The organism is Thioalkalivibrio sp. ALE16 (genome assembly GCF_000381305.1).
GTDB lineage: Bacteria > Pseudomonadota > Gammaproteobacteria > Ectothiorhodospirales > Ectothiorhodospiraceae > Thioalkalivibrio.
In genome coordinates this window covers 40694-62374 of the sequence record NZ_KB906371.1, presented here as the reverse complement: position 1 = coordinate 62374, position 21681 = coordinate 40694, and the positions used below count along the sequence as shown (strand labels likewise).

Genomic DNA, 21681 nt, shown 5'->3' with positions numbered 1-21681 from the left:
AGCGCCTGCAACTCACGCGCCCAGTAATGGGCACTCCCGCAGGCCTCCATGCCGATCCGGCAGGCCGGCAGCTGGGCGACGAAGTTGCGCAACTGGCTGCGCCGCAGCGCCTTCGAAAACACCTGCCGGCCCTGCGCATCCACACCGTGGACCTGGAACACGTTCTTCGCGAGATCAATACCGAGTGTTGTAACCTGCATGTGGACGCCTCCGTCTTCTTCGAGTGAGAGTGATCACCCCCACTCTGGCACATCGCGATGCCGTAATAGGGCGGGGGCGTCCATCCCATTGAGGAGCGCAGCGACGAAGCAACCTCCTTACGAAACCACCGGATGCTGACGCGCGGCCAGCTTTCGAAGGTTACTCGCTGCGCCCGCCCTTCGGGCCGGCCTGCGGCCGTTCAGCGCGCTGCGCGCTTTTGTGCCGCGTCGCCTGCGGCTCCTCGCAATGACAGTGCCAGTGCGAGGAGCCTTACAACGCCAGGTCGATCGCCAGCAGGACGACGAAACCGACCAGCACGCCGACCGTCGCCTGCGCCTCGTGCCCCTTGCGATGCGACTCGGGGATGATCTCGTGACTGATGACGAACAGCATCGCCCCGGCCGCGAAGGCGAGCCCCCAGGGCAACAGGAACTCCATCAGCGTGATGGCGCCGGCCCCGATCAGACCACCGACCGGCTGCACCAGCCCGGTCAGCAGGGTCACCCCGAATGCGGCCCACTTGCTGTAGCCCAGCGACAGCAAGGCGATCGCCACCACCAGCCCCTCCGGCATGTTCTGCAGACCGATCGCGATGGCCAGCGCGATCCCGTCACGGACGTCATCGCCCCCGAAACCCACGCCGACGGCCAGCCCCTCGGGCAGGTTGTGCAGGGCGATGGCAAAGATAAACAACCAGACACGGCGGATCTTGGCGGGGTCTGCCCCGCTTTGCGGGCCGATGTGGAAGTGTTCATGCGGCACGCACTTGTGCAGGGTGAGCAGCGCGCCGCCCCCGAGCGCCATGCCCACCGCCAGAACGACAATCGCCATACCCACGCCGCCATACTGCAGCTCGGCCTGTTCCACCGACGGCAGAACCAGCTCGAAGGCCGTGGCGGAGAGCATCACTCCGGCGCCGAAGCCCATCATCGCGTCCTCCACCGACTGGCTGATCCGGCGCAGGAAGAAGATCGGAAGCGCGCCCACGGCTGTCATCAGCCCGGCCACGAAGCTCGCCAGCAGGCCGATCTGCAGCGTACTCAGGCCGACGAGCCGCTCTTCCAGCGAAGGCCAGACCAGACTGACCAGCCAGATGAAGGCCGCCAGCGCGATCAGCGACCCGATCAGGAAGACCCGGGGGACCGGTTTGCCGTGATCGTATTCGACAACGGGCTCGTTTGATTCGCTCATGCTCGATCCTTGAACGTCCTGACGGCGTGGTGTTTCTACCATGGATTCCCGGGCCGCCTGCGGGTTTCACAGGCACAGGCTATGGCCGCGGTGCGCTCAACCTATCGTAAACGACGGCCGTGCGCGGTAGAGTTTTCGGCCAGCACTGCGGCCGTCCCACCCGGATTACAAGGACCCACCGATGCTCGACACCATCGACCAGTTCCTCGGCGACACCGCCGGCCTTCTCTGGGGCAACCCGATTACCCTGATCCTCCTGCTGGGCACGGGGCTCTATCTCACCATCCGCCTGGGTCTGGTTCAGGTCGTGGCCTTCCGCGAGGGCTGGCGTGCCCTGCGCGGGTCGGACGGTCGCGCCGGCGGCACCGGGCAGATCTCGCCGTTCCAGGCGCTTTCCACCGCGCTGTCCGGCACCATCGGGACCGGGAACATCGCCGGCGTGGCCACGGCCATCGCGCTGGGCGGCCCCGGGGCGCTGTTCTGGATGTGGGTCACCGCCTTCTTCGGCATGGCCACCAAGTTCGCGGAGACCACCCTGGCGGTGCGCTACCGCGAGATCGCCCCGGACGGCAGCATCGCCGGCGGGCCGATGTTCACGCTCCTCAACGGCCTGAAGATGAAGAAGCTGGCGATCCTGTTCGCCGCCTTCACCCTGATCGCCTCGTTCGGCATCGGCAACATGGTGCAGGCCAACTCCGTGGTCGACGGCCTGACCTTCATCGTGCCGGACCTGCGCGCGGACGACGACATCATGGGCTGGATGGCCCTGATCATCGGCCTGACCATGGCCGTGCTCGTGGCGCTGGTCATCATCGGCGGCGTCAAGCGCATCGCCATGATCGCCTCGACCATCGTCCCGTTCATGGCCGTGATCTACATGCTGGGTGCCTTCGTGGTGATCGTCGCCAACATCGATGCCGTCCCGGCCGCGGTCGCCACCATCCTGAACCTTGCGCTCAACCCCTGGGCGGCCGGTGGCGGGGCCATTGGTCTCGCCATCCAGTACGGCGTCGCGCGCGGCATGTTCTCCAACGAGGCGGGCCTGGGGTCCTCGGCCATGGCGCACGCCGCGGCCAAGAACGGCGATCCGCCGCGCGAGGGCTCGGTGGCCATGCTCGAGCCGTTCATCGACACCATCGTAGTCTGCACCCTGACCGGTCTGGCCATCGTGGTTACCGGGGCCTACATTGACCGCGCCGACGACGTCGTGGGTGCCTCCCTGACCGCCACCGCCTTCAGCTCCACCCTGGGCCCGTTCGGCGCCATGGTGGTAGGGATCAGCCTGATGCTGTTTGCCTTCTCCACCATGATCGCCTGGTCCTACTACGGCGACCGCTCGGCCTACTTCCTGTTCGGCGAGCGCGCGGTCATGCCCTACCGCATCGTGTTCGTCATCCTGATCGTGATCGGGGCCACCATCCCGCTGGGCGTGGTCTGGAACTTCTCCGATATCGCCAACATCGCCATGGCCGCACCCAACCTGATCGCGCTCATCCTCCTGGCCGGCCTGGTGAAGAAGCTGCGCGACGACTACGTGGCCCACCGCCCGATCCCGGATCGTCATGACGGATAAGGCCCCGGTCGCAGGCGGCCCCAGCGACCCGTTCGCCCAGGGCCCGGCGCGGCCCGATGCCGCCATGCTCGTGCGCGAGGTCGAGGCCGCCCTCGCGGAAGACCTGGGCCCCAACGGTCTGGACGGCGACCTGACCGCCGCCCTGGTCCCGGCCGAACGCGTCGCGCGCGCCACGCTGCTGCTCAAGGAGCCCGCGATCGTCTGCGGACAGGCGTGGTTCGAGCGCGTATTCACCAGCCTCGCGCCGGAGATCCGCATCGACTGGCAGGTACCCGAGAGCGCCCGGGTAACCGTGGACGGCCAACCCCGGGTGATCGCGACGCTCGAGGGGCCGGCCCGGGCCGTCCTGGCCGCCGAACGCGCGGCCCTGAACCTGCTGCAGACCCTCTCCGGAACCGCCAGCGAGACCGCGCGCTGGGTCGCGCGCCTGGAAGGCACCGAGAGCCGCGTCCTGGACACCCGCAAGACCCTTCCGGGGCTGCGGCATGGGCAGAAGTACGCGGTGCGCTGCGGCGGCGGCTACAACCATCGGCTGGCGTTGTGGGATGCGGTGCTGATCAAGGAAAACCACATCGCCGCCTGCGGCTCCATCGCCGCCGCGGTCGAGCGCGCCCGCACCCTGGGTGCCGGACGCTGGGTCGAGGTGGAGACCGAGACCCTCGACGAGGTGGACCAGGCCCTGGCCGCCGGTGCCGACGTCATCATGCTCGACGAGTTGTCGCTGGACGACCTGGCCACTGCGGTGCTGCTCATTCGTGGCCGCGCGATCTCCGAGGCCTCCGGCGGGGTCACGCCCGACAGCCTGGCGGCCATCGCGGCGACCGGCGTGGACTACATCTCCGTGGGTGCGCTGACCAAGCACCTCCACGCGATCGACTACTCCCTGCGCCTCGATTAACCGCTCGACCGGAAACCGGTCTCCATTCGAGAGGGCTCCGGTCGGCCGCCTGCCTTACTGAAGCTGGTCCTGGCTCATCCGCTGTTGTCTACGGTGCCTTCGGTCCGCCGCTTGCGCTGTTGGTGGCTGGTCCTGGTTCGTCCTCCGGTGTTTACGGTGCCTCCGGTCCACATACTGCCCGGCGCTGACTCGCCAGCGCGCCCCGAGGTCCTTTCTTGCTTGCCCAAGAAAGGACCCAAAGAAGGGCACCCGGATTCCGCCCGGGAACCTTGCTCCAGGGCCCTCGGGCCGGCGGCGCTGAACTCGCTACGCTGCGCTTCGCTCAGACATCCAGCGCCTTCTCCCGGCCCGAGAACCCTTCCGCAAGGGGCTCCATACGGGAGGCGAAGGTCAGAACCGAACACATCCCCATGTTTGCGCCTAACCATAGGCAACGCCGCTCGAAAGCCCCTGGCGCCCGCTACGCGGGCGCGGCACGCAACGGCCAAAGGCCGAGCATGCCCAAGATGTCCGAAAGCCTAGCCATCATCCACTAGCTATATCGCTGGGATCGCCGTTGTTTGGACCTGCCTCCCCGTTGTCGTCGCGCCGAGCGGAGAGGGTTTTCGCGGGAGAAAAGGCGCTGGATGTCTGAGCGGAGCCGAAGGCGCAGCGAGTTCAGCGCCGCCCGCGAAAACCCTCGGAGCGAGGGAAACCCCGGCCCGCGCAGCGGGCCGGGGTCGCGGCAGTCGGGCGTGTTTCTTGGGTACTTCTTTGCACGAGCAAAGAAGTACCTCGCGGCGCGCTGGCGAGTCAGCGCCGGGCAGTATGTGGACCGGAGGCACCGTAAACACTGGATGACGAACCAGGGCCAGCCCACAGCCGAACCACCGCATTCATTAGCCGAATGCCGAGCGCTGATGCCAAACATGCAAAAGGGGCCACACAGGCCCCTTTGCTCGAATCTGGCGGAGAGGGAGGGATTACTCGGCACGCTGTGCCTCGCCCTCCGGGTCGTCGCCTGCGGCGACGCTCGGGTGCCGCTCCGCGTCACCCGTCGAACCAGCGTTCTTGTTCCTCGGGTTCGAATCCCGGCACCTCCGGGGCCAAACATGCAAAAGGGGCCACGCAGGCCCCTTTGCTCGAATCTGGCGGAGAGGGAGGGATTCGAACCCTCGATACGGGGTTACCGTATACACACTTTCCAGGCGTGCGCCTTCGACCGCTCGGCCACCTCTCCGTTTTCCGCAACCGCTGGACGGCTACAGAGCGCGGAATCCTAAACCAGGCGCGGCAGCGGCGCAATGGAGGGCCGGTGGAAAACGCTTGCGGATCAGGACCCACCCTTGCCTGGCAACCCCGGGAAGGCATGCACGTTTCCACCCACCGCGCCCGCGTCGTGGATGCGCGGCGTCCCCACGGCGGTGACCTCGTCGATGCGAATCAGGGCATGCATCGGCACGTGGAAGCGCTCCACTCCCTCGAACTCGGTACGCAGGCGTTCCTCCGAGGGATCCACCACGACCTGCGAGCGCTCCCCGAACAGCAGACCCTCGATGGTCACGAACCCGTACAGTTCATCCTGATAAACATCACGGGCGAACAATTCGTAGGTTTTGCCATTGTTCAGAAAGCTGATCCGGTAACGTATGTTCTTGTCCATGATCTTAAGGAGACGCTGATTGAATCGCACGTCCGCGCTCGAGTCGCTTTTGCGTGCGAACAAGGCGCGGTGAGTGAAGTGTAGCCGAGCTACATAAGCGAGCCGCAACGCCGGGCGCACGCAAAAGCGGCCGAGCCCCTGCTTTCAATGGCTTGTGGGGTTGGTGCCCCCTGTTCCCCGATCCTGCGTTGCGCCGCTTGCGGGTAGAACCACTACCCGCTGCACGACGCGCCTTGTCTCGGAAAACAGGGGGCACCAACGCGGACGTGCGATTCAATCAGCGTCTCCTTAATCATGGGGGAGCAACCGCAGATTGCAACGGGTTGGCGTTGGTCCGGACGGGCAGAGCCGGTATGATTCCCGGCGTCATCCGCATGGGCCCCGGCACGCCAACGATGAATTCCTCCCAGGAGCTGCTCGATCACTTGAGCCGCAACAGTTCGCCATACCAGGATCCGCTCACGCGGATTCGCTGGGATGCGCTGTCGCCGAAGGACTTCTGGATCCCGGAAGAGGCCGTCTCGCTATTTGGTACGCCGGAATACTCGGCGTTGTCCGCCGAGCAGAAACGCCGCCTGTCGCAGTACGAGTTCCTCTACTTCATCAGCGGGGCACTGTGGCTGGAGGGCCTGTTCATGGAGCGCATCTCGCGCATCTCCATGCACTCGACCGGCCGGCTGGACCGGCTGAACTACCGCCTGCACGAGCTGCGCGAAGAGGCCGGGCACAGCCTGATGTTCATCGAGTTCATGCGGCGCAGCGGCCTGGAGCTGCCGGAGAAGCGCTTCCCGAAGCCACGTCTCGCCACGCTGGTCGGACGCTTCGCCCCGTTCGAGTCCTCGATCTTCTGGATCGCGGTGATGATCGGCGAGGAAGTGCCGGATCGGATGAACCGGCTGATCCACCAGCGCCGCGACCAGATAAGCCCCACGGTGCATGACGTCGTCACCACCCACATGATCGACGAGGCCCGCCACATGGCGCATGCCCGCGACACGCTGGAAAGCTACCTGGACTCCCTGCCCGCCTGGCAGAAGACCACCTACCGGCCGCTGATGCGCCGGGTATTCCGTCAGTTCGTGCACGCCTTCTACTACCCGACGGCGGATATCTACCAGCTCGCGGGCCTGCCCGCGGGTCCGGACTACCGCCGACTGGCACGCGACAATCCGCGCCGGGCCGCCTTCATCGACACCTGTGTCGACCCCGCGCTGCAGATCCTGCGCGCTCAGGGGCTGGTCCTGAACTGGCGATAGGGAAACATTCCGGCCAGGACCAGCACCCGGACCCGGCGCCGCCGCGTCCCGCGCGGCCACGCCGCTTGATTGGGTATCATCCAGTCCATGGCCCCGCACCTTCAGCTCCGACCTCCAAGCACGACCTGGCGTCAGATCGAGCTCGGCATCTTCATCGTGCTGCTGGTGATGATTGGTCTGCGGGTCTGGTTCCAGCCACCCTCTGCACTGGAGCAGCTCACCTTTCGCGAGGAGTTGCAGGTCGTTCTGGTGGACACTCCACTTGGCCGTTCGGAACTGACCATGGCCAACGGCCACGACCAACTGGACCTCGACTTGCTGCACGGCTTTGCGCGGGAGCTAGGCACGCGCATCCGGGTCACCCGCGTGGACACAGCGGCCGAGGCCCACCAGCGTCTGCGCGAACAGCGCGTGGATCTTGCCGCCGGCTTGCTGGTCGATCCCGGCGATCCCGCGGTCAAACCGGGCCCGGAGATCCTCGCGATCCAGCAGCTCCTCGCCTTCTGGCGCGGCAACGAAGCGAACGCGGCCCTGTCCGCCCTCGACGATCTGCCTGCCGGAACCCGTCTGGGGTTCACCGCGCAATCCCCCTTGCCGGAACGCCTGCGGGACCACCTGGCCCAAGTCGAGGCCTCAAGACAACGGAGCTCGACCCTGGCGGAGGGCCCCGAATCCGCCGATCCGGAAGAGAACCCCGTGGAGATCCTGGGCGACGAGCCCCGTGACCCTCCGATTGAACTGGTACCGCTGGGAACTGCCGAGGCGCTGCGCCAGGCCCTGGCCGAAGGCGAGATCGACTACGCCCTGATGAACTCGCTGGAGTTCGGGCGGTTGCGGCGCCTGCATCCGGAGCTGCGCACCGCGTACGAGTTCGAGCGCGGTGCGACCGTCACCTGGCTGTTCCCGTCCGGGTTCGACCACAGCCTGATCGAAGCGGCGGAACGCTATATCGAGCGCCTGCGCGAGAACCGCGAACTGGAGCTGATGACCGACCGTTACCTGGGCCACCTGGAGACCCACGATCTGGTGGACGCCCTGACCTTCGCCCGCCGAGTGGAGGACCGCCTGGATCGCTTTCGCGACCTGTTCGAGAGCGCCGGCGAGCAATACGGCCTGGACTGGCGCTTCATCGCGGCGGTGGCCTATCAGGAGTCACACTGGAATGCCAACGCCGTGTCGCCCACCGGCGTGCGCGGGCTGATGATGCTGACCCAGAACACCGCTGCGGGTCTCGGCATCGACGACCGCACCGATCCCGCATCGAGCGTGGACGGTGGCACGCGATACCTGCTGGATCTGCGCGAACGACTCCCGGAGCGAATCCCGGAACCGGACCGCACCTGGATGACCTTGGCGGCCTACAACGTCGGCCTCGGTCACCTGCACGACGCCCGTCGCCTGGCGGATGCGCATGGCGACGATCCGGATCGCTGGCTGGACGTGATGCAGTGGCTCCCGCGCCTGGCCGACCCCGAATGGTACGAGCGCACCCGCTATGGCTACGCCCGTGGCTGGGAGCCGGTCGTCTACGTGCAGAACATCCGCAGCTACTACGACAAGCTGATCCAGCGCTTCCCCGAAAGCGGCGACCACAGACCGCCGCCCCCCGAGCCGTATCGCCGGGTCCCGGTGTCGCTCTAGGTGTGGAGTCTCACAAGGATGTCCACGGGACGACGGGACTGCATTCAGCACCGGCGGATCAATATCGAGCCCTCGTGCGTCTCTCCCCGAACACCCTCCGGAAAGGCCTGCATGACCCGTTCTCTCGCCGTTGTTCTGCTCTCTCTGGTAGCGCTTCTGGGGACGCCGCTTATCGCCCTGGCCCAGGATGCCGGGGATCCAACCGGCGCTGCGAACGCAGCCGCCATCATCGAGGCCGGCGGCGCCGAAGTGCCGGTGGAGCGCTATCGCGCCGACGGCGACGCCGTGCTGCTGTGGTTCCCGTCCGAGCACGGGTTGCGCGACGGCCACCGCACCCAGGCCCTGGCCCTGCAGGCCATCGGCATCGAGGTCTGGCTGGTGGACCCCTTCAGCGGCCACTTCCTGCCGGAGGCGGCCTCCAGCTTCGATGACATGCCCACCACGACCGTCGCGGACCTGATCGAGTCGGCTCACGCCGATACCGGTCGAGCCGTCTTCGCGTTCGGCCACGACCGCGCCCTGCCCTGGCTGCTCACCGGGCTTTACCAGTGGCAGCTCGCCCACCCGGATGCGGACCACCTGGCCGGCCTGCTGATGGCCAGCCCCTACCTGCACACCGGCGTGGACACCGAAGGTACCGAGCTGCAGGCCATCGTCGGACTGACCAACCTCCCTGTGTACATTCTGCAACCGGCGCAATCCCCACAGCGCCAGCAGCTCGGCCGCATCCGCGCGGGTCTCTCGGAGGGCGGCAGTGCTGTGGGCGCCCGCCTGCTTCCCGGGATCCGCGACCGGTTCTTCTTCCGCCCCGATGCCACGGCCGGCGAGCAACTCGCGAGCGAGCACTTCCACCGCGAGATCGCCTTCGGCATGGAGATGCTCTCGCGCCTGCCCCGCCAGCGGACGCCGGCCGTGGCCGAGGCGGACACCGACCTGGCCGTGCGCACCCCCACCGGCAGCGACGCGCAACTGAACACCAACACCCTGGACGAACCCGTGGCTGCCCCGCCGCTGGAACGGCCCGACCTTGCCGGCGACACCCGGCGTCTGGAGGACTATCGCGGCGAGGTCGTGCTGGTGAACTTCTGGGCCAGCTGGTGCCCGCCCTGCGTGCACGAGATGCCATCCATGCAGTTGCTGGAGGATGAACTGCGCGCGGAAGGCTTTCGCATCCTCGCGGTGAATCTCGGCGAGGACGAGGCCACCATCCGACGCTTCATCGAGGACGAAGTGCAAACGGACTTCACCATCCTCCTCGACCCGGACCAGGCCTCCCTGAACGACTGGCGCGCGATGGCCTACCCCACCAGCTACGTCATCGACCGCGAGGGCCAGCTGCGCTACTACCTGTTCGGCGCGATCGAATGGACCGAACCCGGCGTCATCGACCAGATCCGCGAACTCCTCGACGAGTAGGCGCAAGGGTAACCCCGCGATCGCTCGAAATACCCGCCAGGCGTGGGCCCTTGCGCGTGCTCGTCAGCATTCGGGACTAAGCTAAAGGAATGGCGGATGCCGAGGAGAATCCGATGAAAAAGCCCGAGCCCGCATCGCCCCTTGTACGCGGCCTGCTCGCGAGCCTGGCACTGCTGGTGGCCTCGCCCACCTTCGCGGAGGTGGAGGTGGGCATCACCACGGACATGGCCGAGTTCGAGGTGCGCCACGGCGACGAGCGCGTGACGGTTACCCGCGACCAGGACACCTTCGCGACCATCGATCTCGACTATGCGCAGATTGCGCGCCCCTGTCCGCCCTTCTGCATCCAGCCGATGAGCCTGGGTCGAGGGGTCGAGACGCTGGGTGAACTGGAGTTCATCGATTACCTGCGCCAGACCACCGAGCGCGACGACCTGCTGATCATCGATTCACGCACCCCACGCGAATATCGCCGCGGCACCATCCCCGGTGCCATCAACATCCCCTGGGATCGCCTGCACTTCGCCTCCGGGGCCGACCCGGACGACGTACGCAATGTGCTGAGCGACCGGTTCGACGTGGTCTTCGACGGGGACTTCTACGACTTCAGCCACGCGAAGACCCTGGTGCTGTTCTGCAACGGCCCTTGGTGCGGGCAGTCCCCCACCAACATCCGCACGCTGACCAACCTCGGCTACCCGGCCGAACGCATCAAGTGGTACCGCGGCGGCATGCAAATGTGGCACGCCTTCGGCCTGACCACGGTGGAAGGCTCCACCGACGAATAACGCACGACCGTCCGGCCGGCTATTCGGGCTCGGTCATGAGGGTACGGACGCGGTTGATGACGTCGGGGTCGTCCCATTCGATGGCGCTGTTGACGGAATAGCGCACGCGGCCGTCGCGGCCAAGGATGAAGGAGCTGGGGAAGGCGAATACACGCCAGTCGGCGGCAACCCGGCCGTCGAAATCCATCAGCACCGGGAAATCCACCTGCACCTCGTCCATGAAGGCGGAGATGTGCTCGGCGCTCTCCTGATAGTTAACCGAGACGATGGCGAAACCCTTGCCCAGGGTCTCGGCCATGCGGTTCATCGACGGGATCTCGTGGACGCAGGGCGGGCACCAGCTGGCCCAGAAGTTCAGCAGGACCACCTGGTCCGCGTAGTCGGACAGCGACTGCTCATCGCCAAGGTGATCGGTCAGGGTGAAGTCCGCAACCGGCGGTGGGTGATCGCGCGCTACCAGCCCCCGACCGGCCTCGACCTCGTGCGCGAGTTCCGGCATCGGCGCCGCCGCCAGCGGGCGCGGGACGCTGGCCAGCAACCGGCCCGCCTGCAGCAACTGCGCGGGCAGACGGGCCGCCATGGCCACTTCCTCCGGTTCGGGGTCGGAACGGCGCAGGTAGTAGAAGTCGCGCACCCCCGGGATCATCTGCACGAATACCGCGCTGCCACCCCGGCGCAGGTCGGTCAGGATCTCGTCCAGGTGCCAGCGGTAGACGCCCTGGGTCGGCTGCAGCAGAAACACCGGAAGGCTGGTGGCCCGCACGACATCCACAAACTCCGCGGGCGCCCCGGCGACTGGCGTGTCCACCATCAGGTTGGGGAAGGCCAGGGCCGCACCCAGCACGTAGGCCGCCTCGGGCCCGTCTTTCTGCCACTGGCGCAGGCCGCGCAGCGCGGTGATGGCCGGGCGACCGGAGGCCACCAGCATGACCTCCTTGCCCGTCTCTTCATGCGCGGCGCGCAGCAACGCGGCCACGCTGACTCCATCCAGGCTGCGCATGCTCTCGTTGGTGCGGGGGAGGAAATGGGCATCCAGCAGGTCCACCTGCCAGACCTCGATGCCCATGGCCGCCAGCTCGCGGCCGAACTCGGCATGGTTGGCGTGCGCGCCCGCCTGCGGCAGCAGCCAGAGGTAGAGGCGCTCACCCTCGGCCGGGTAGACGGTCACGTCCAGCTCCACGCCGGCGGGATCCGTCACGGTCATCGAACGCGGCTCCGCGGCGTCGGCCAGCACCGGCGCAGCTAGAATCAGGCACAGCAGCAGGCCAAGACGTGGCAGAACGCTCATCGACACAGGACGCATGGATCAGGGAGACGGAAGGCGACTATAGCGCCCCGCCGGGCGGGCGGAAACGTCACCACCCCGCTGGGGATACGGGATCAGCGCGGGTGAATGTGCCGGTAGGTCCGCAGGCGGCGGGTCTTCTCCACCATCCGCCACAGGGAACGGCTGTTGTTGTAGCGCGAGACATGCTGCAGCGGGACCCACAGGATGTCGTGCGACTCGTGGCTGCCGGGCACCGGCAGGCGGTCATCGATCTCCAGCAGGAAGCGCACGTCGATGTGCTCGTGCATCGGGAAATGCGGGCTGGCGGGGATGGTGTGGATATCCAGGTCGAAGATGTCTTCCTCGACGAGCCGGATATGCTCGGGGGACAAGCCGGTTTCCTCGTGTGTCTCGCGCAGCGCCACCTGCAGGATATCCGCCTGACCATCGGCATGCCCGCCTGGCTGGAACCAGCGATGGTGCTTGCCGTGCAGCAACAGCAGGGCCTGCTCGCGATCCGGACTGACCACCCAGGCCGAGCCGGTCACGTGGGCCGGCGTCAGGTCGCAATTGAAGCAGTCCGGGTGGTCGTTGACGAAATCCAGCGCGCGGCGGACGAAGCCGGCCTCCTCGATGAAGGTCGTCTGGTGACGGGCCAGCAGGTCCAGCAGCTGCGCGCGATGCATCTCAGGTCCCGGCGGGGTTGTGCAGCGCGTGGATCGCGGCGCGCGCCGCCTCGTCCACGTCGCCTTCGCGGCCGGCGAGGGTCAGGCGCCCGAAGGCGCCCACCGCGCGCACATCAATCAGCGACACATTGGCCGCCTTCAGCGCCTGGTTCGCGGCGTAGATGATGTAGCCGGCCGGCTCCGCCTCGAGGATGAACATGCTCTGGTCCGGCAGGATCATGTTCCCGCGGCGGTTCTGGCGGTTGATCAGCACGGTGTGATCCGGGGTCATCCCGCGGATGGTCTCCTGCCACGGGATGCGGCAGGGCTGACGATCCTCCTGGCTGGCGCCCAGGCGCGAGAGCAGCACGCGACCGGCCTCCTGCACCTCGCTCTGGTCGCGGTGGTGGATCACCATGGAACCGAACTCGCGCTCCACGACCTGCTGCGCGAGGTGCACGTTGGTCGCCTTCAGCGCCACGTCGGTCAGACGGTGCACCGCCATCCCCGGCGAAACCTCCACCCACAGGCAGGAGTCCCCCGGTACGGGCAGAAAGCCCTGGGAGACCGTAGCCATGTATTCCGCCAGCTGCGGCTGGAGGGAATCCATGTAGACGTAGGTACGCAGCTGGATCATCGATTCGCTCTGGGCCGGGGCCTGGGCCCCATGGGTCCCGCGCGTCGCGGCCCGAACCCGCGCGGGGCGTCCGCGCACAGGTTACGCAAGCCGCCTGCTACCGCCGGCCTGCGTGAGTACACGGGAGAATTGAGGGGCGCATTGTGAACGCAGCGGGCCTCAAGCTCAATCTCCGGGCCGCATCGGAGCCCCTGCAACGCGCCGACACAACCCCCGTATGGCCTCGTATAATGCTACGCCAGCCCAGCCGCCACAGGGATTGTCATGACAAAGCAGGACGCGGAACACCTCCTGGCCCGCGTGGAAGATGCCGACCTCGACCTGGCCGAGACCCTGCGCGAACTCGTCGACTGGCTGCGCCCGGAAGATCCCCTCAATGTGGCCCCGGTTATCGGCCGGATCGAACAACTGACCCTGGCGCTCGCGGACCACCCGGGCCTGCAGGAACGGCTGCGTCAGCGACTGGAGGACGGGCTGGAGGACGCCCGGCACCTGACGCTGTACACCGGGATCGGCCTGTTCTCGCGCAAGGGATTCTTTCGCGAGGCGGCGGAGCTGATCTACGAGCGCATCAACCCGCGCCCGATGGATCGCCAGGATCTGAAAGATGTGCTGTTTCACGTCTTTCACCAGACCGACGATGCCGTATGGGTCGCCGCCCTTCCGGACGATGCCTGGTGGCGCCTGCTGGAGGCACTGGGCTGCCTGTCCGGCGAGCATCCCGGGGTCCTGCACCGGGCCCGCGAGGAGATCCTCTACGCCCTGGAGATGCTGTCCATCTGGGTGGCGGCCGAGGAACTGGAACCGGAACTCCTGCGCCTGGACCCGTCGATCGCGGAGCGCAACTCGGCGTTTGTGGCCCAGGAGCGCGAGATCTCCGCCTACGTGCGCGACTATCGTGCCGCGCTGGAGGACCCCAACCGCGAACGCATGGACGACCGCCACGCCCGCGTGCTGCTGGAGCAGTGCGGCGAGCAGATCGCGCGCCTGCGCCAGCTGGCCATCACCCACGGCAACAGCCTGTCCCTGACCCACCTGCTGGAACGCCTGGACCAGACCCTCCGGCGCATCCACAAGCTGCTCGACCTGCTGGAACCCGATGCGGAGCGCGATACCCGCGCCGCCTCGGTCGGCGTGTTCCGCGAACTCATCACCATCAGCGCCCGCCAGCACGGGGTGCGCGCGCTGTGGCAGGACAACATCAAGCTGGTCTCGCGCAGCATTACCCAGCATGTCAGCGACACCGGCGAGCACTACATCACCCAGTCGCGCGGCGAATACTTCCAGATGCTGCGCTCCGGGGCCGGCGCCGGGCTGATTATCGCGGTTATGGCGCTGATCAAGATCCAGATCGGGGCCCTGGATCTGTCCCAGGCAGCCTACACACTGTGGACCAGCCTGAACTACGGGCTCGGTTTCGTGCTGATCCACATCCTGCACTTCACCGTCGCCACCAAACAGCCGGCGATGACCGCCGCGCGCCTGGCCGCCGCCATCGAGGAGAGCGAACGGGGGACGGCCGACCCGCGCAAGATGGCGGACCTCCTGATGCGGGTGGGACGCTCGCAGTTTGCCGCGGTGCTGGGCAACGTGGGCATCGCCCTGCCCACCGCGATCCTGATCGGGCTGTTTCCCGCCCGCCTGTTCGAGGCCCCGATCCTGTCCGGCCAGGAGGCCGACTACCTGATGGACGGCCTGCGCCCGATCATGGGGCTGGCGCTGTTCTTCGCCGCGATCGCCGGGGTCTGGCTGTTCGTCTCCGGCCTGATCGCCGGCTTCTTCGACAACCGCTGCGCCTATCTCGACCTGCCCGGCCGGCTGCGGGAACACCCTTGGCTGCGCCGCCTGCTGCCCACCGGCGCCCGCCACCGCCTGGCTGACTGGATCGGCTACAACTACGGGGCCCTGATCGGGAACTTCCTGTTCGGTGTCCTGCTCGGGGTCACCGGATATGTCGGCTACCTGCTGAGCCTGCCGCTGGATATCCAGCACGTGGCCTTCGCCTCGGCCAATCTCGGCTATATCACCGCCAGCGAGACACCCGGGCTGGGGATATTCACACTGTTCCTGGTCTTCGTGCTGCTGATCGGGGCCGTCAACCTGTGGGTCAGTTTCGGCCTCGCGCTGTACGTCGCGCTGCGCGCCCGGGGCGTGCGTATGGGGGCCTTCGGCCGCGTCTTCCGCGCCTACGGCCATCATCTGCGCGAACGCCCGCGGGAATTCCTGTTCCCCCCGCGTGCCGTTGCCGCCGCCGACGACAACGACAAAGGCGATGCTCGGTAGCCACGCCCGGGGTCTCCTGCTGCCGCTGGCCATCCTGTGGCTGGCCGGCTGTGCCGGAGCGGTGCCCAACCCGTCCGGTGGCGAGTCCCGCGTGCCGATCCTCGCCCCGGAGGTCATCCACACCGCGGACGGTGATCGACTGCCGCTGCATCGCTGGGGTCCGGAGACCCCGGAGCAGGTGGTGCTGGCCCTGCACGGGTTCAACGACCACGGCGGCAGCATGCAGGCCCTGGGCGAGGCCCTCGCCGAGCATGCCATCGCGGTCTACGCCTATGACCAGCGCGGCTTCGGCGGCACGCGCAATGCCGGCTACTGGTCCGGTCATCGGATCATGGCCGAGGACGCCCGCACCGCGCTGCGGCTGCTGCAGGCGCGTTATCCCGATCGCACGCCCTACCTGGTCGGCAAGAGCATGGGCGGCGCGGTCGCCCTGCTGGCCGCGGCGGAGGCGCCCGATGCCGGGGACGGGACACCCCTTGTAGCCGGCACGGTGCTGATCGCCCCGGCCGTCTGGAGCCGGGGCGACATGCCCTGGTATCAGCGCTTCGGCCTGTGGCTGGGAGCGCGCCTGGCGCCCGGCTGGCGCCTGGACGGCGAGATGGCGGCGGAACTGGATATCCACCCGACGGACGACCCCGCCGTGCTGCAACAGATGCGCGACGACCCGCTCGTGCTGCGCGACGCGCGCATCGATGCCCTCGACGGCCTGACCACCCTGATGACCCGCGCGCTGGAGACCGGTCCCGACCTGCCCGCGCCCAGCCTGACCCTCTACGGGGCGCGCGACGACCTCGTGCCACCGCGCCCCCTGGCGCGCCTGCTGGAGGGGCTTTCCGCGCAGGAGTCCGGTGCCCACCGCGCCGTGCTCTACCCCGAGGGCTACCACATGCTGACCCGCTACACCCGCGCCGGAACCACCTTCGCCGACATCGCCGCGTGGCTGCAGGACCCGCAAGCCCCCCTCCCCTCCGGCCACGAACGCAGCCTCGATGCGCTAACGCAATACCTTCGGGATCTAGACTGACTGGCCCCGCCGGCGCATCAAAGCTACGCTCGATGCAGCAACCTCTGGAGAACGCCCCATGAGCCACTCGACCTCCAACCGTCTTGACGACCTGGTGGCCCGCAGTCGGCGCGACCAGGCGGAGCGCGAACGCGGCTATCGCGAGCAGGCCCTGAAGATGTATCCGTGGGTTTGCGGGCGCTGCGGGCGGGAGTTCACCCGCGCCAATCTGCGCGAGCTGACGGTACACCACCGCGACCACAACCACGACAACAACCCCCCGGACGGCAGCAACTGGGAACTGCTGTGCCTGTACTGCCACGACAACGAGCACCAGCGCTATACCGATGCCACCCCCGGAAGCGGCAAGACGGGCGGCACCACGGCCACGCACAACCCGTTCGCCGGGCTGGCCGGCATGCTCAAGGGGGACAACGATCCACAGGATGACGATTCGGGGGCGTAAACCCCCGCGACCGCTTCACAGCCCGCGCCACCAGAACTGCAATGGCTTGTGGGTTCCCTGCGTCTCGCCAATATCCGGCCAGGGAAACTGGCAGACCAGGCCCTCGGCCCGGGTGTAGCCGCGCCTCCTCCAGAAACCGTCCAGCGGCCGATAGTCCGCCGGGCGCCGCGGGTGATCCTGCGGGCGCACCACCGCACAGAAGGTGGCATGCGCAAACCCCAACCGGCGGGCCGCCGCCTCGCGCTCGTCGAAGAACCGGTGCCCGGCTCCCTGACCACGAAACTCCGGCTCCAGCACTGACTCCGCGAGGTAGTAGTACGCCGCCGGGTCCAGCCCCTGCTCGCGAAACGGGGCCTGGAATTCCGCCTCGGCCGCGGCCAGAGGCAACGCGGTGGAAGCGCCCACCACACGGCCATCTTCCAGCGCTAGCACCAGCGTGCTGTCCGGGCAGTCCGCATAGTCCTGCAGGTACCGCGCCTCGTACTCCGCACTGCCGTCGTAGAGGTACGGCCACTCGCGGAACACCGCGATACGCAGGCGTGCCACGGCGTCCAGATAGGGCGTTATACCCGCCCCGCCCACGGTCCTGAATTCCATTCGTTTCGGCCTCCTGCGCTCGCGCTCAGACCGCTCCTGGGGTGTCGGCCGGGGCCGGCTGCCCCACACCGCGCAGCAAACGGCCCAGGATATCGGTCCCGCTCAGGATGCGGCGCTGATCATCGGTCCACAGCAGGATGACATCGTCGCCGACCACGGTGTCGCCACTGCTGGCCGGGCGCACCTTGAAATGCGGCACCAGCCCGCCCAGACGTCGGCCCCCATCACGCACCACCAGAGGATGATGGCAGTGATGCTGGGGATCAAAGCGTTCCGGTGCAAACAGGGCCTCGCGGGTAAACTCCGGGACCCGGATCACCGTGCGCGGCTCGCCTTCGGGGTCGGTAATCACTATCCATCCCCGCCCCGGCCGATTGAGCCGAACCAGGAACGGATCATCGGTCCGCGGCGCGATCGCGGGGAAGACCGGGCGCCCGTCCACGAATTCCATGGCGACCACGCTGTCCGGATCCAGCGCCTGCCCCTCGTGCTGCACCAGGATGTCGTCCAGCTCCAGGAAATTGCGGGCACCGCGGCCCTCGACCCGCGTGATCTCGCTGCCGTGCGCCTGCATATGCAGATCGATCAGATAGTGCAGATCGCGCTCCGGAAAGAACCGGATCTCCTCGCCGCCGAGCCAGCGATCCAGCACCCAGGCCGTGGGGCGCGCCACCGGATACATCAGGAACTGGTAGAACCGCAGCAGCGGATAGAGCGCCCCGGCCACCTTCAGCGCGTGCCGGGAGAAATAGGACTGCGGCAGGATCTCGGCAAAGATCGTGATCACGACCGTGGAGAACAGGAACGCCGCCACGCCCCCCATCACCGAGCCCGACAGCAGCGCCAGGAGCACGTTGACGGCGACATTGCCCCAGAGGATGGTCACCAGTGCAAAGTTCGCATCGCCGCGCAGGGCCAGCAGGCGTTCCGCGCGCGGATCCCCCTTCTGCGCCTGGACCTCCAGTTCCAGCTTGCTGCGCGAGAACAGCCCGAGATTGAGCCCGGACAGGATCGCCGATTGAGAGAGGCAGACGAGGATACCCAGCCAGGTCAGGAGGCTCATGGGATCTTTTCCTTGGCTCGCGCATACATGGCATCAGGGTACCGCGCCGTACGCCGTGCGCGCCCGCACGGAACAGGCCCTGCTCTTTGCGATACCACCCCAAGCCGCTGCAGAGCATCTACACTCGAAGACGGGGCCGGTGCCTGCCGGGCCGGCCCCGCAGCGGTCCCGTCGCCCCGTCCAACGGGTACCCGGGGCCACCGTCTACGCCACAGGAGGATCTGCATGGACACTGTCTGGATCGTTGTCGCCGATGCCGCGCGCGCCCGCATCTTTGCCTGCGAGGGCCGCGCCTGTCAGGGGATGCACGAGAGCGAGACGCTCTCGCACAGCGAGTCCCGCGCCCACAACCAGGATCTCGTCTCGGATCGCCCCGGGCGCAGCTGGAGCAGTGCCAGCGGGGATGCGCGGCACGCCATGCAGGAGAGTACCGATCCCGCCGCCAACGAACGCAACCGTTTTGCCCGCCAAGTCGCCGAGCGGCTCAAGGCCGCCTATCACGAGGGCACCTTCAAGCGACTCGTGATCGTCGCCGCGCCGACTTTCTTGGGCGCCCTGCGCGAGGTACTGGACCCGACCGTCGCCCAGAGCGTGACCGCCGAGGTGGCCAAGAACGTGACCAAGTCCACCGACGCCGCCAGCCTGCGCAAGCACCTGCCGGACTTCCTCTACTGACCGACCCGCCCCGGCCCCGACGCGGGGTCGGGGTTCACCACCGCGTCCCCGCGCCTTGTTCGCACGCATAAGCGACTCGAGCGCGAGCGTGCGCATTAACCAGGGTTTCCCCTAGTGCTTCAGGTCGTCGGGCTGCAGCGTTCCGAGCAGACGCGGCCCGTCAGTATGTGGCTCGAACACGGCCATCTCGGCCTCGTCGATCTCCACCTCCGCGGCGTGGCGCAGGTTCAGGTCATGGCCCACGATCACAATGTTCTTCTCCGGGGCCTCGGGCGGCGTGTTCAGGTGCCGCCGCAGCCCTTCGATCAGCTCCTCGCGGCGCGCAGCATCCTGAATAATCGGCAGATTGTAGAGTTCGGTCCGGATCTCGTACTCGCCGAACCCGTAGTGCGCGGTCTCCCAGTTACGGCAGAACTCGCTGGTCAGCACCTGCTCGACCGGTATGGCGTGCCGCTCGAAGCCCTTGCCCACCTGCCGCGCCTGTTCCCGCCCGCGGGTGCTCAGGTTGCGCTGCCCTTCGCAGTCCGTCATGTCGGAGAGGTCATAGTCGTCGTGCGACCGATCCGTGGCCGCATGCCGCCAGTAGATCACCAGCCCGCCCGCCTGCAGGCGCTCGATCAGGGCCTTCGGTGCCAGCGGCTCGGCGCCGGCCGGAGCCACCATCGCCAGCATCAGGGCCAGTACTCCACCCACCATCCCGTTCCTCACCACATCACCCCCGATCTTTCCGCCCTCCCCTTTGCGTAGACGCTCCGGCGTCATTCTGCCCGGCCACGCGACCCCGGCCCGCCAGGGTGGGCCGGGGTCGCTTAGTCGAAATCCTCGGGGGTCAGTATGCCGAGCACGCGGGGCGCATCCCCGCCCGGCTCGAACACCGCGATCTCGCCTTCGTCGATGCGCACCCGCGCCGCGCGCTGGAGGTTGATGTTGTGCCCCACGATCACCACGTTGCTGTCGCCATCCTCCGGCGGCGTCACGAGATAGTCCCGCAGGGCCGTCACCAGCGCCTGCTGTCGCTGACGGTCGCGCACCGGCGGCACGTTGAACAGGTCGTCCCGAACCTCCCAGGAGCCCTCGCCGAAGGCGATCCGGGCGCTGTCGATATTGCGGCAGAACGCCGAGCTCAAAATGCGCTCGACCGGGATCGCGTGACGTTCGAAGCCGGCGCCGACCCGGCGCGCCTGCTCGCGTCCGCGGTCGTCCAGATTGCGCTGCAGTTCGCAGCGGCTCATGTCGGTCAGGTCCTGATCGCGGCGGCTGTGATCGGTCGCGGCGTGGCGCCAGTAGATCACCAGCCCGCCCGCCTGCAGGCGCTCGATCAGGGCATCGGGCTCGAGCGCATCGGCACTCGCCAACGTGGGCAGGAACAGCAGGGTCAGCAACAGCCACAGGCCGGAACGAAACATCGGCATCTCCTCGCAAGAACACGCATTCAGTAGGCCTGCAGACCACGCGGCGGGGGCACCGGTTCGGTGCATCCGCCGACGGCACTCAACGCGACACTGCGTTGACGCCCCCCGACCCCAGCCCTAGTATGCCGTCACTGCCTTGCCCGGAAACCCGCGCCCCCATGACCTACTGTGTCGCCATCGATCTGGACGACGGCCTCGTCTTCGCCTCCGACTCCCGCACCAACGCGGGCGTGGACCAGGTGAGCACCTACAGCAAGATGCACACCTTCGAAATCGAGGGGCAACGGGTCTTCGTGGTCCTCGCCGCGGGCAATCTGGCCACCACGCAGTCGGTGGTGCAACAACTCAAGCGCGACATGGAGGAAGGCGCCGAGGAAAGCCTGGCAACGGTGGAACGCATGTCGGATGCCGCCGAATACCTCGGACGGCTCAACCGCGAGGAAGCGGAGAAGCACTCCGAGGCATTGTCCCGCTCCGGCATCAAGGCCGAGGCCACGCTGATCATCGGGGGCCAGATCGGCGACGACACCCCGGCGATCTTCATGGTCTACCCGCAGGGCAACTACATCACCACCTCGCAGCAGACGCGTTTTTTGCAGATCGGCGAGAGCAAGTACGGCAAGCCGATCCTGGATCGCATCATCGAACCGGCCACCCCGCTGGGGGATGCCGCGCGCTGCGCCCTGGTCTCCATCGACTCGACCATTCGCTCGAACCTGACCGTGGGCCCCCCGATCGAGGTGATGGTCTACGAGCGGGGCACCCTGACCTTCGACCATTACCTGTGCCTGGAGACCGACGACGCCTACCTGCGCTCGCTCACCCAGGCCTGGGACACCAACATCAAGAAGGCCTTTACCGACCTGCCGCGCTTCGACTGGGAGTCCGCCCACGCACGCAAGCAGCGCGGGACCCGCGTCAGCCGCGGATCCGGCAAGTCGGCCGCATCCTCTTCCGGCAAGCCGAAAAAGTCCCGCCGCTGAACGGATCGCGGCTTCACCCGCGAT

Annotated in this window: 20 protein-coding genes, 1 tRNA gene and 2 pseudogenes; 11 read left to right on the top strand and 12 right to left on the bottom strand. The window is 67.4% G+C overall.

The window, feature by feature from the left end; translation table 11 throughout:
* Both F627_RS0113125 and F627_RS0113120 read right to left on the bottom strand, forming a co-directional pair.
* Nucleotides 1-200: pseudogene (locus F627_RS0113125) on the bottom strand (IS110 family transposase); the annotation flags it as partial.
* A 271-nt stretch (nt 201-471) separates the two neighbouring features.
* Entirely contained in the window at nt 472-1392 is a 921-nt protein-coding gene (locus tag F627_RS0113120) for a ZIP family metal transporter (protein WP_019584303.1), read from the bottom strand.
* Nucleotides 1393-1573: 181 nt separating this feature from the next.
* Between F627_RS0113120 and F627_RS0113115 the strand changes: the two genes are divergently transcribed.
* Together F627_RS0113115 and nadC are read left to right on the top strand one after the other, a co-directional pair.
* Nucleotides 1574-2965 carry a sodium:alanine symporter family protein gene (locus F627_RS0113115; RefSeq protein ID WP_018875834.1) on the top strand — a complete coding sequence of 464 codons (1392 nt, stop codon included), beginning with the start codon at nt 1574-1576 and terminating at the stop codon, nt 2963-2965.
* Nucleotides 2955-3863 carry a carboxylating nicotinate-nucleotide diphosphorylase gene (gene nadC, locus F627_RS0113110; protein WP_019584302.1) on the top strand — a complete coding sequence of 303 codons (909 nt, stop codon included), beginning with the start codon at nt 2955-2957 and terminating at the stop codon, nt 3861-3863. Before F627_RS0113115 ends, nadC begins: the two co-directional genes overlap by 11 nt.
* Nucleotides 3864-4185: 322 nt before the next feature.
* Here the strand turns inward: nadC and F627_RS17240 are convergent.
* The 3 genes and pseudogenes from F627_RS17240 to F627_RS0113100 form a co-directional block, all read right to left on the bottom strand.
* Nucleotides 4186-4392: pseudogene (locus F627_RS17240) on the bottom strand (hypothetical protein).
* Between the two features lie 599 nt (nt 4393-4991).
* A tRNA-Ser gene (locus tag F627_RS0113105) sits at nt 4992-5082 on the bottom strand.
* A gap of 93 nt (nt 5083-5175) precedes the next feature.
* Nucleotides 5176-5505, bottom strand: coding sequence for a DUF1820 family protein (locus tag F627_RS0113100; protein WP_026279324.1), 330 nt, complete (start codon nt 5503-5505; stop codon nt 5176-5178).
* Between the two features lie 395 nt (nt 5506-5900).
* Between F627_RS0113100 and F627_RS0113095 the strand changes: the two genes are divergently transcribed.
* The 4 genes from F627_RS0113095 to F627_RS0113080 all read left to right on the top strand — a co-directional run bounded on the left by F627_RS0113095 (nt 5901) and on the right by F627_RS0113080 (nt 10606).
* A complete protein-coding gene (locus F627_RS0113095) occupies nt 5901-6761 on the top strand; it encodes a diiron oxygenase (RefSeq protein ID WP_018877178.1) in 861 nt (286 codons plus the stop codon).
* Nucleotides 6762-6848: 87 nt separating this feature from the next.
* Nucleotides 6849-8402, top strand: coding sequence for a membrane-bound lytic murein transglycosylase MltF (mltF, locus tag F627_RS0113090; RefSeq protein ID WP_019584301.1), 1554 nt, complete (start codon nt 6849-6851; stop codon nt 8400-8402).
* A 111-nt stretch (nt 8403-8513) separates the two neighbouring features.
* Nucleotides 8514-9818: a TlpA disulfide reductase family protein gene (locus F627_RS0113085; protein WP_019584300.1), complete on the top strand. Its 1305-nt coding sequence runs from the start codon at nt 8514-8516 to the stop codon at nt 9816-9818.
* Between the two features lie 89 nt (nt 9819-9907).
* Nucleotides 9908-10606 (top strand): rhodanese-like domain-containing protein, encoded by a 699-nt coding sequence (locus F627_RS0113080; protein ID WP_018867824.1) that lies wholly within the window; start codon nt 9908-9910, stop codon nt 10604-10606.
* A gap of 19 nt (nt 10607-10625) precedes the next feature.
* On the opposite strand, the gene F627_RS0113075 is transcribed toward F627_RS0113080, so the two are convergent.
* The 3 genes from F627_RS0113075 to F627_RS0113065 form a co-directional block, all read right to left on the bottom strand.
* Nucleotides 10626-11894 (bottom strand): TlpA disulfide reductase family protein, encoded by a 1269-nt coding sequence (locus F627_RS0113075; RefSeq protein ID WP_026280262.1) that lies wholly within the window; start codon nt 11892-11894, stop codon nt 10626-10628.
* 92 nt (nt 11895-11986) lie between these two features.
* Complete coding sequence (locus F627_RS0113070) at nt 11987-12559, bottom strand: NUDIX hydrolase (protein ID WP_018875908.1); 573 nt, start codon at nt 12557-12559, stop codon at nt 11987-11989.
* A 1-nt stretch (nt 12560) separates the two neighbouring features.
* Nucleotides 12561-13175, bottom strand: coding sequence for a BMC domain-containing protein (locus F627_RS0113065; protein ID WP_018867821.1), 615 nt, complete (start codon nt 13173-13175; stop codon nt 12561-12563).
* Between the two features lie 264 nt (nt 13176-13439).
* Here F627_RS0113065 and F627_RS0113060 point away from each other — a divergent pair, with 264 nt between their 5' ends.
* Genes F627_RS0113060 through F627_RS0113050 form a run of 3 tightly spaced genes read left to right on the top strand, consistent with a single transcriptional unit; the run spans nt 13440 to nt 16927 of the window.
* Nucleotides 13440-15458 carry a site-specific recombinase gene (locus tag F627_RS0113060; RefSeq protein WP_019584299.1) on the top strand — a complete coding sequence of 673 codons (2019 nt, stop codon included), beginning with the start codon at nt 13440-13442 and terminating at the stop codon, nt 15456-15458.
* Nucleotides 15448-16482: an alpha/beta fold hydrolase gene (locus tag F627_RS0113055; protein ID WP_019584298.1), complete on the top strand. Its 1035-nt coding sequence runs from the start codon at nt 15448-15450 to the stop codon at nt 16480-16482. The genes F627_RS0113060 and F627_RS0113055 overlap by 11 nt, the downstream gene beginning before the upstream one ends.
* A gap of 58 nt (nt 16483-16540) precedes the next feature.
* Nucleotides 16541-16927, top strand: coding sequence for a YajD family HNH nuclease (locus tag F627_RS0113050; RefSeq protein ID WP_018880342.1), 387 nt, complete (start codon nt 16541-16543; stop codon nt 16925-16927).
* 15 nt (nt 16928-16942) lie between these two features.
* Here the strand turns inward: F627_RS0113050 and F627_RS0113045 are convergent, their stop codons facing one another.
* Nucleotides 16943-17524, bottom strand: a complete 582-nt coding sequence (locus F627_RS0113045) for a GNAT family N-acetyltransferase (protein WP_019584297.1) — start codon at nt 17522-17524, stop codon at nt 16943-16945.
* Between the two features lie 25 nt (nt 17525-17549).
* Nucleotides 17550-18587 (bottom strand): DUF21 domain-containing protein, encoded by a 1038-nt coding sequence (locus F627_RS0113040; protein WP_019584296.1) that lies wholly within the window; start codon nt 18585-18587, stop codon nt 17550-17552.
* A gap of 225 nt (nt 18588-18812) precedes the next feature.
* Between F627_RS0113040 and F627_RS0113035 the strand changes: the two genes are divergently transcribed.
* Entirely contained in the window at nt 18813-19262 is a 450-nt protein-coding gene (locus F627_RS0113035; protein WP_018867815.1) for a host attachment protein, read from the top strand.
* A 111-nt stretch (nt 19263-19373) separates the two neighbouring features.
* Here the strand turns inward: F627_RS0113035 and F627_RS0113030 are convergent, their stop codons facing one another.
* Together F627_RS0113030 and F627_RS0113025 are read right to left on the bottom strand one after the other, a co-directional pair.
* Nucleotides 19374-19958 (bottom strand): histidine phosphatase family protein, encoded by a 585-nt coding sequence (locus F627_RS0113030; RefSeq protein WP_019584295.1) that lies wholly within the window; start codon nt 19956-19958, stop codon nt 19374-19376.
* Between the two features lie 113 nt (nt 19959-20071).
* Nucleotides 20072-20668, bottom strand: a complete 597-nt coding sequence (locus F627_RS0113025) for a histidine phosphatase family protein (protein ID WP_018875902.1) — start codon at nt 20666-20668, stop codon at nt 20072-20074.
* 164 nt (nt 20669-20832) lie between these two features.
* Here F627_RS0113025 and F627_RS0113020 point away from each other — a divergent pair, with 164 nt between their 5' ends.
* Nucleotides 20833-21657: a proteasome-type protease gene (locus F627_RS0113020; protein WP_019584294.1), complete on the top strand. Its 825-nt coding sequence runs from the start codon at nt 20833-20835 to the stop codon at nt 21655-21657.
* Nucleotides 21658-21681 lie beyond the last annotated feature (24 nt).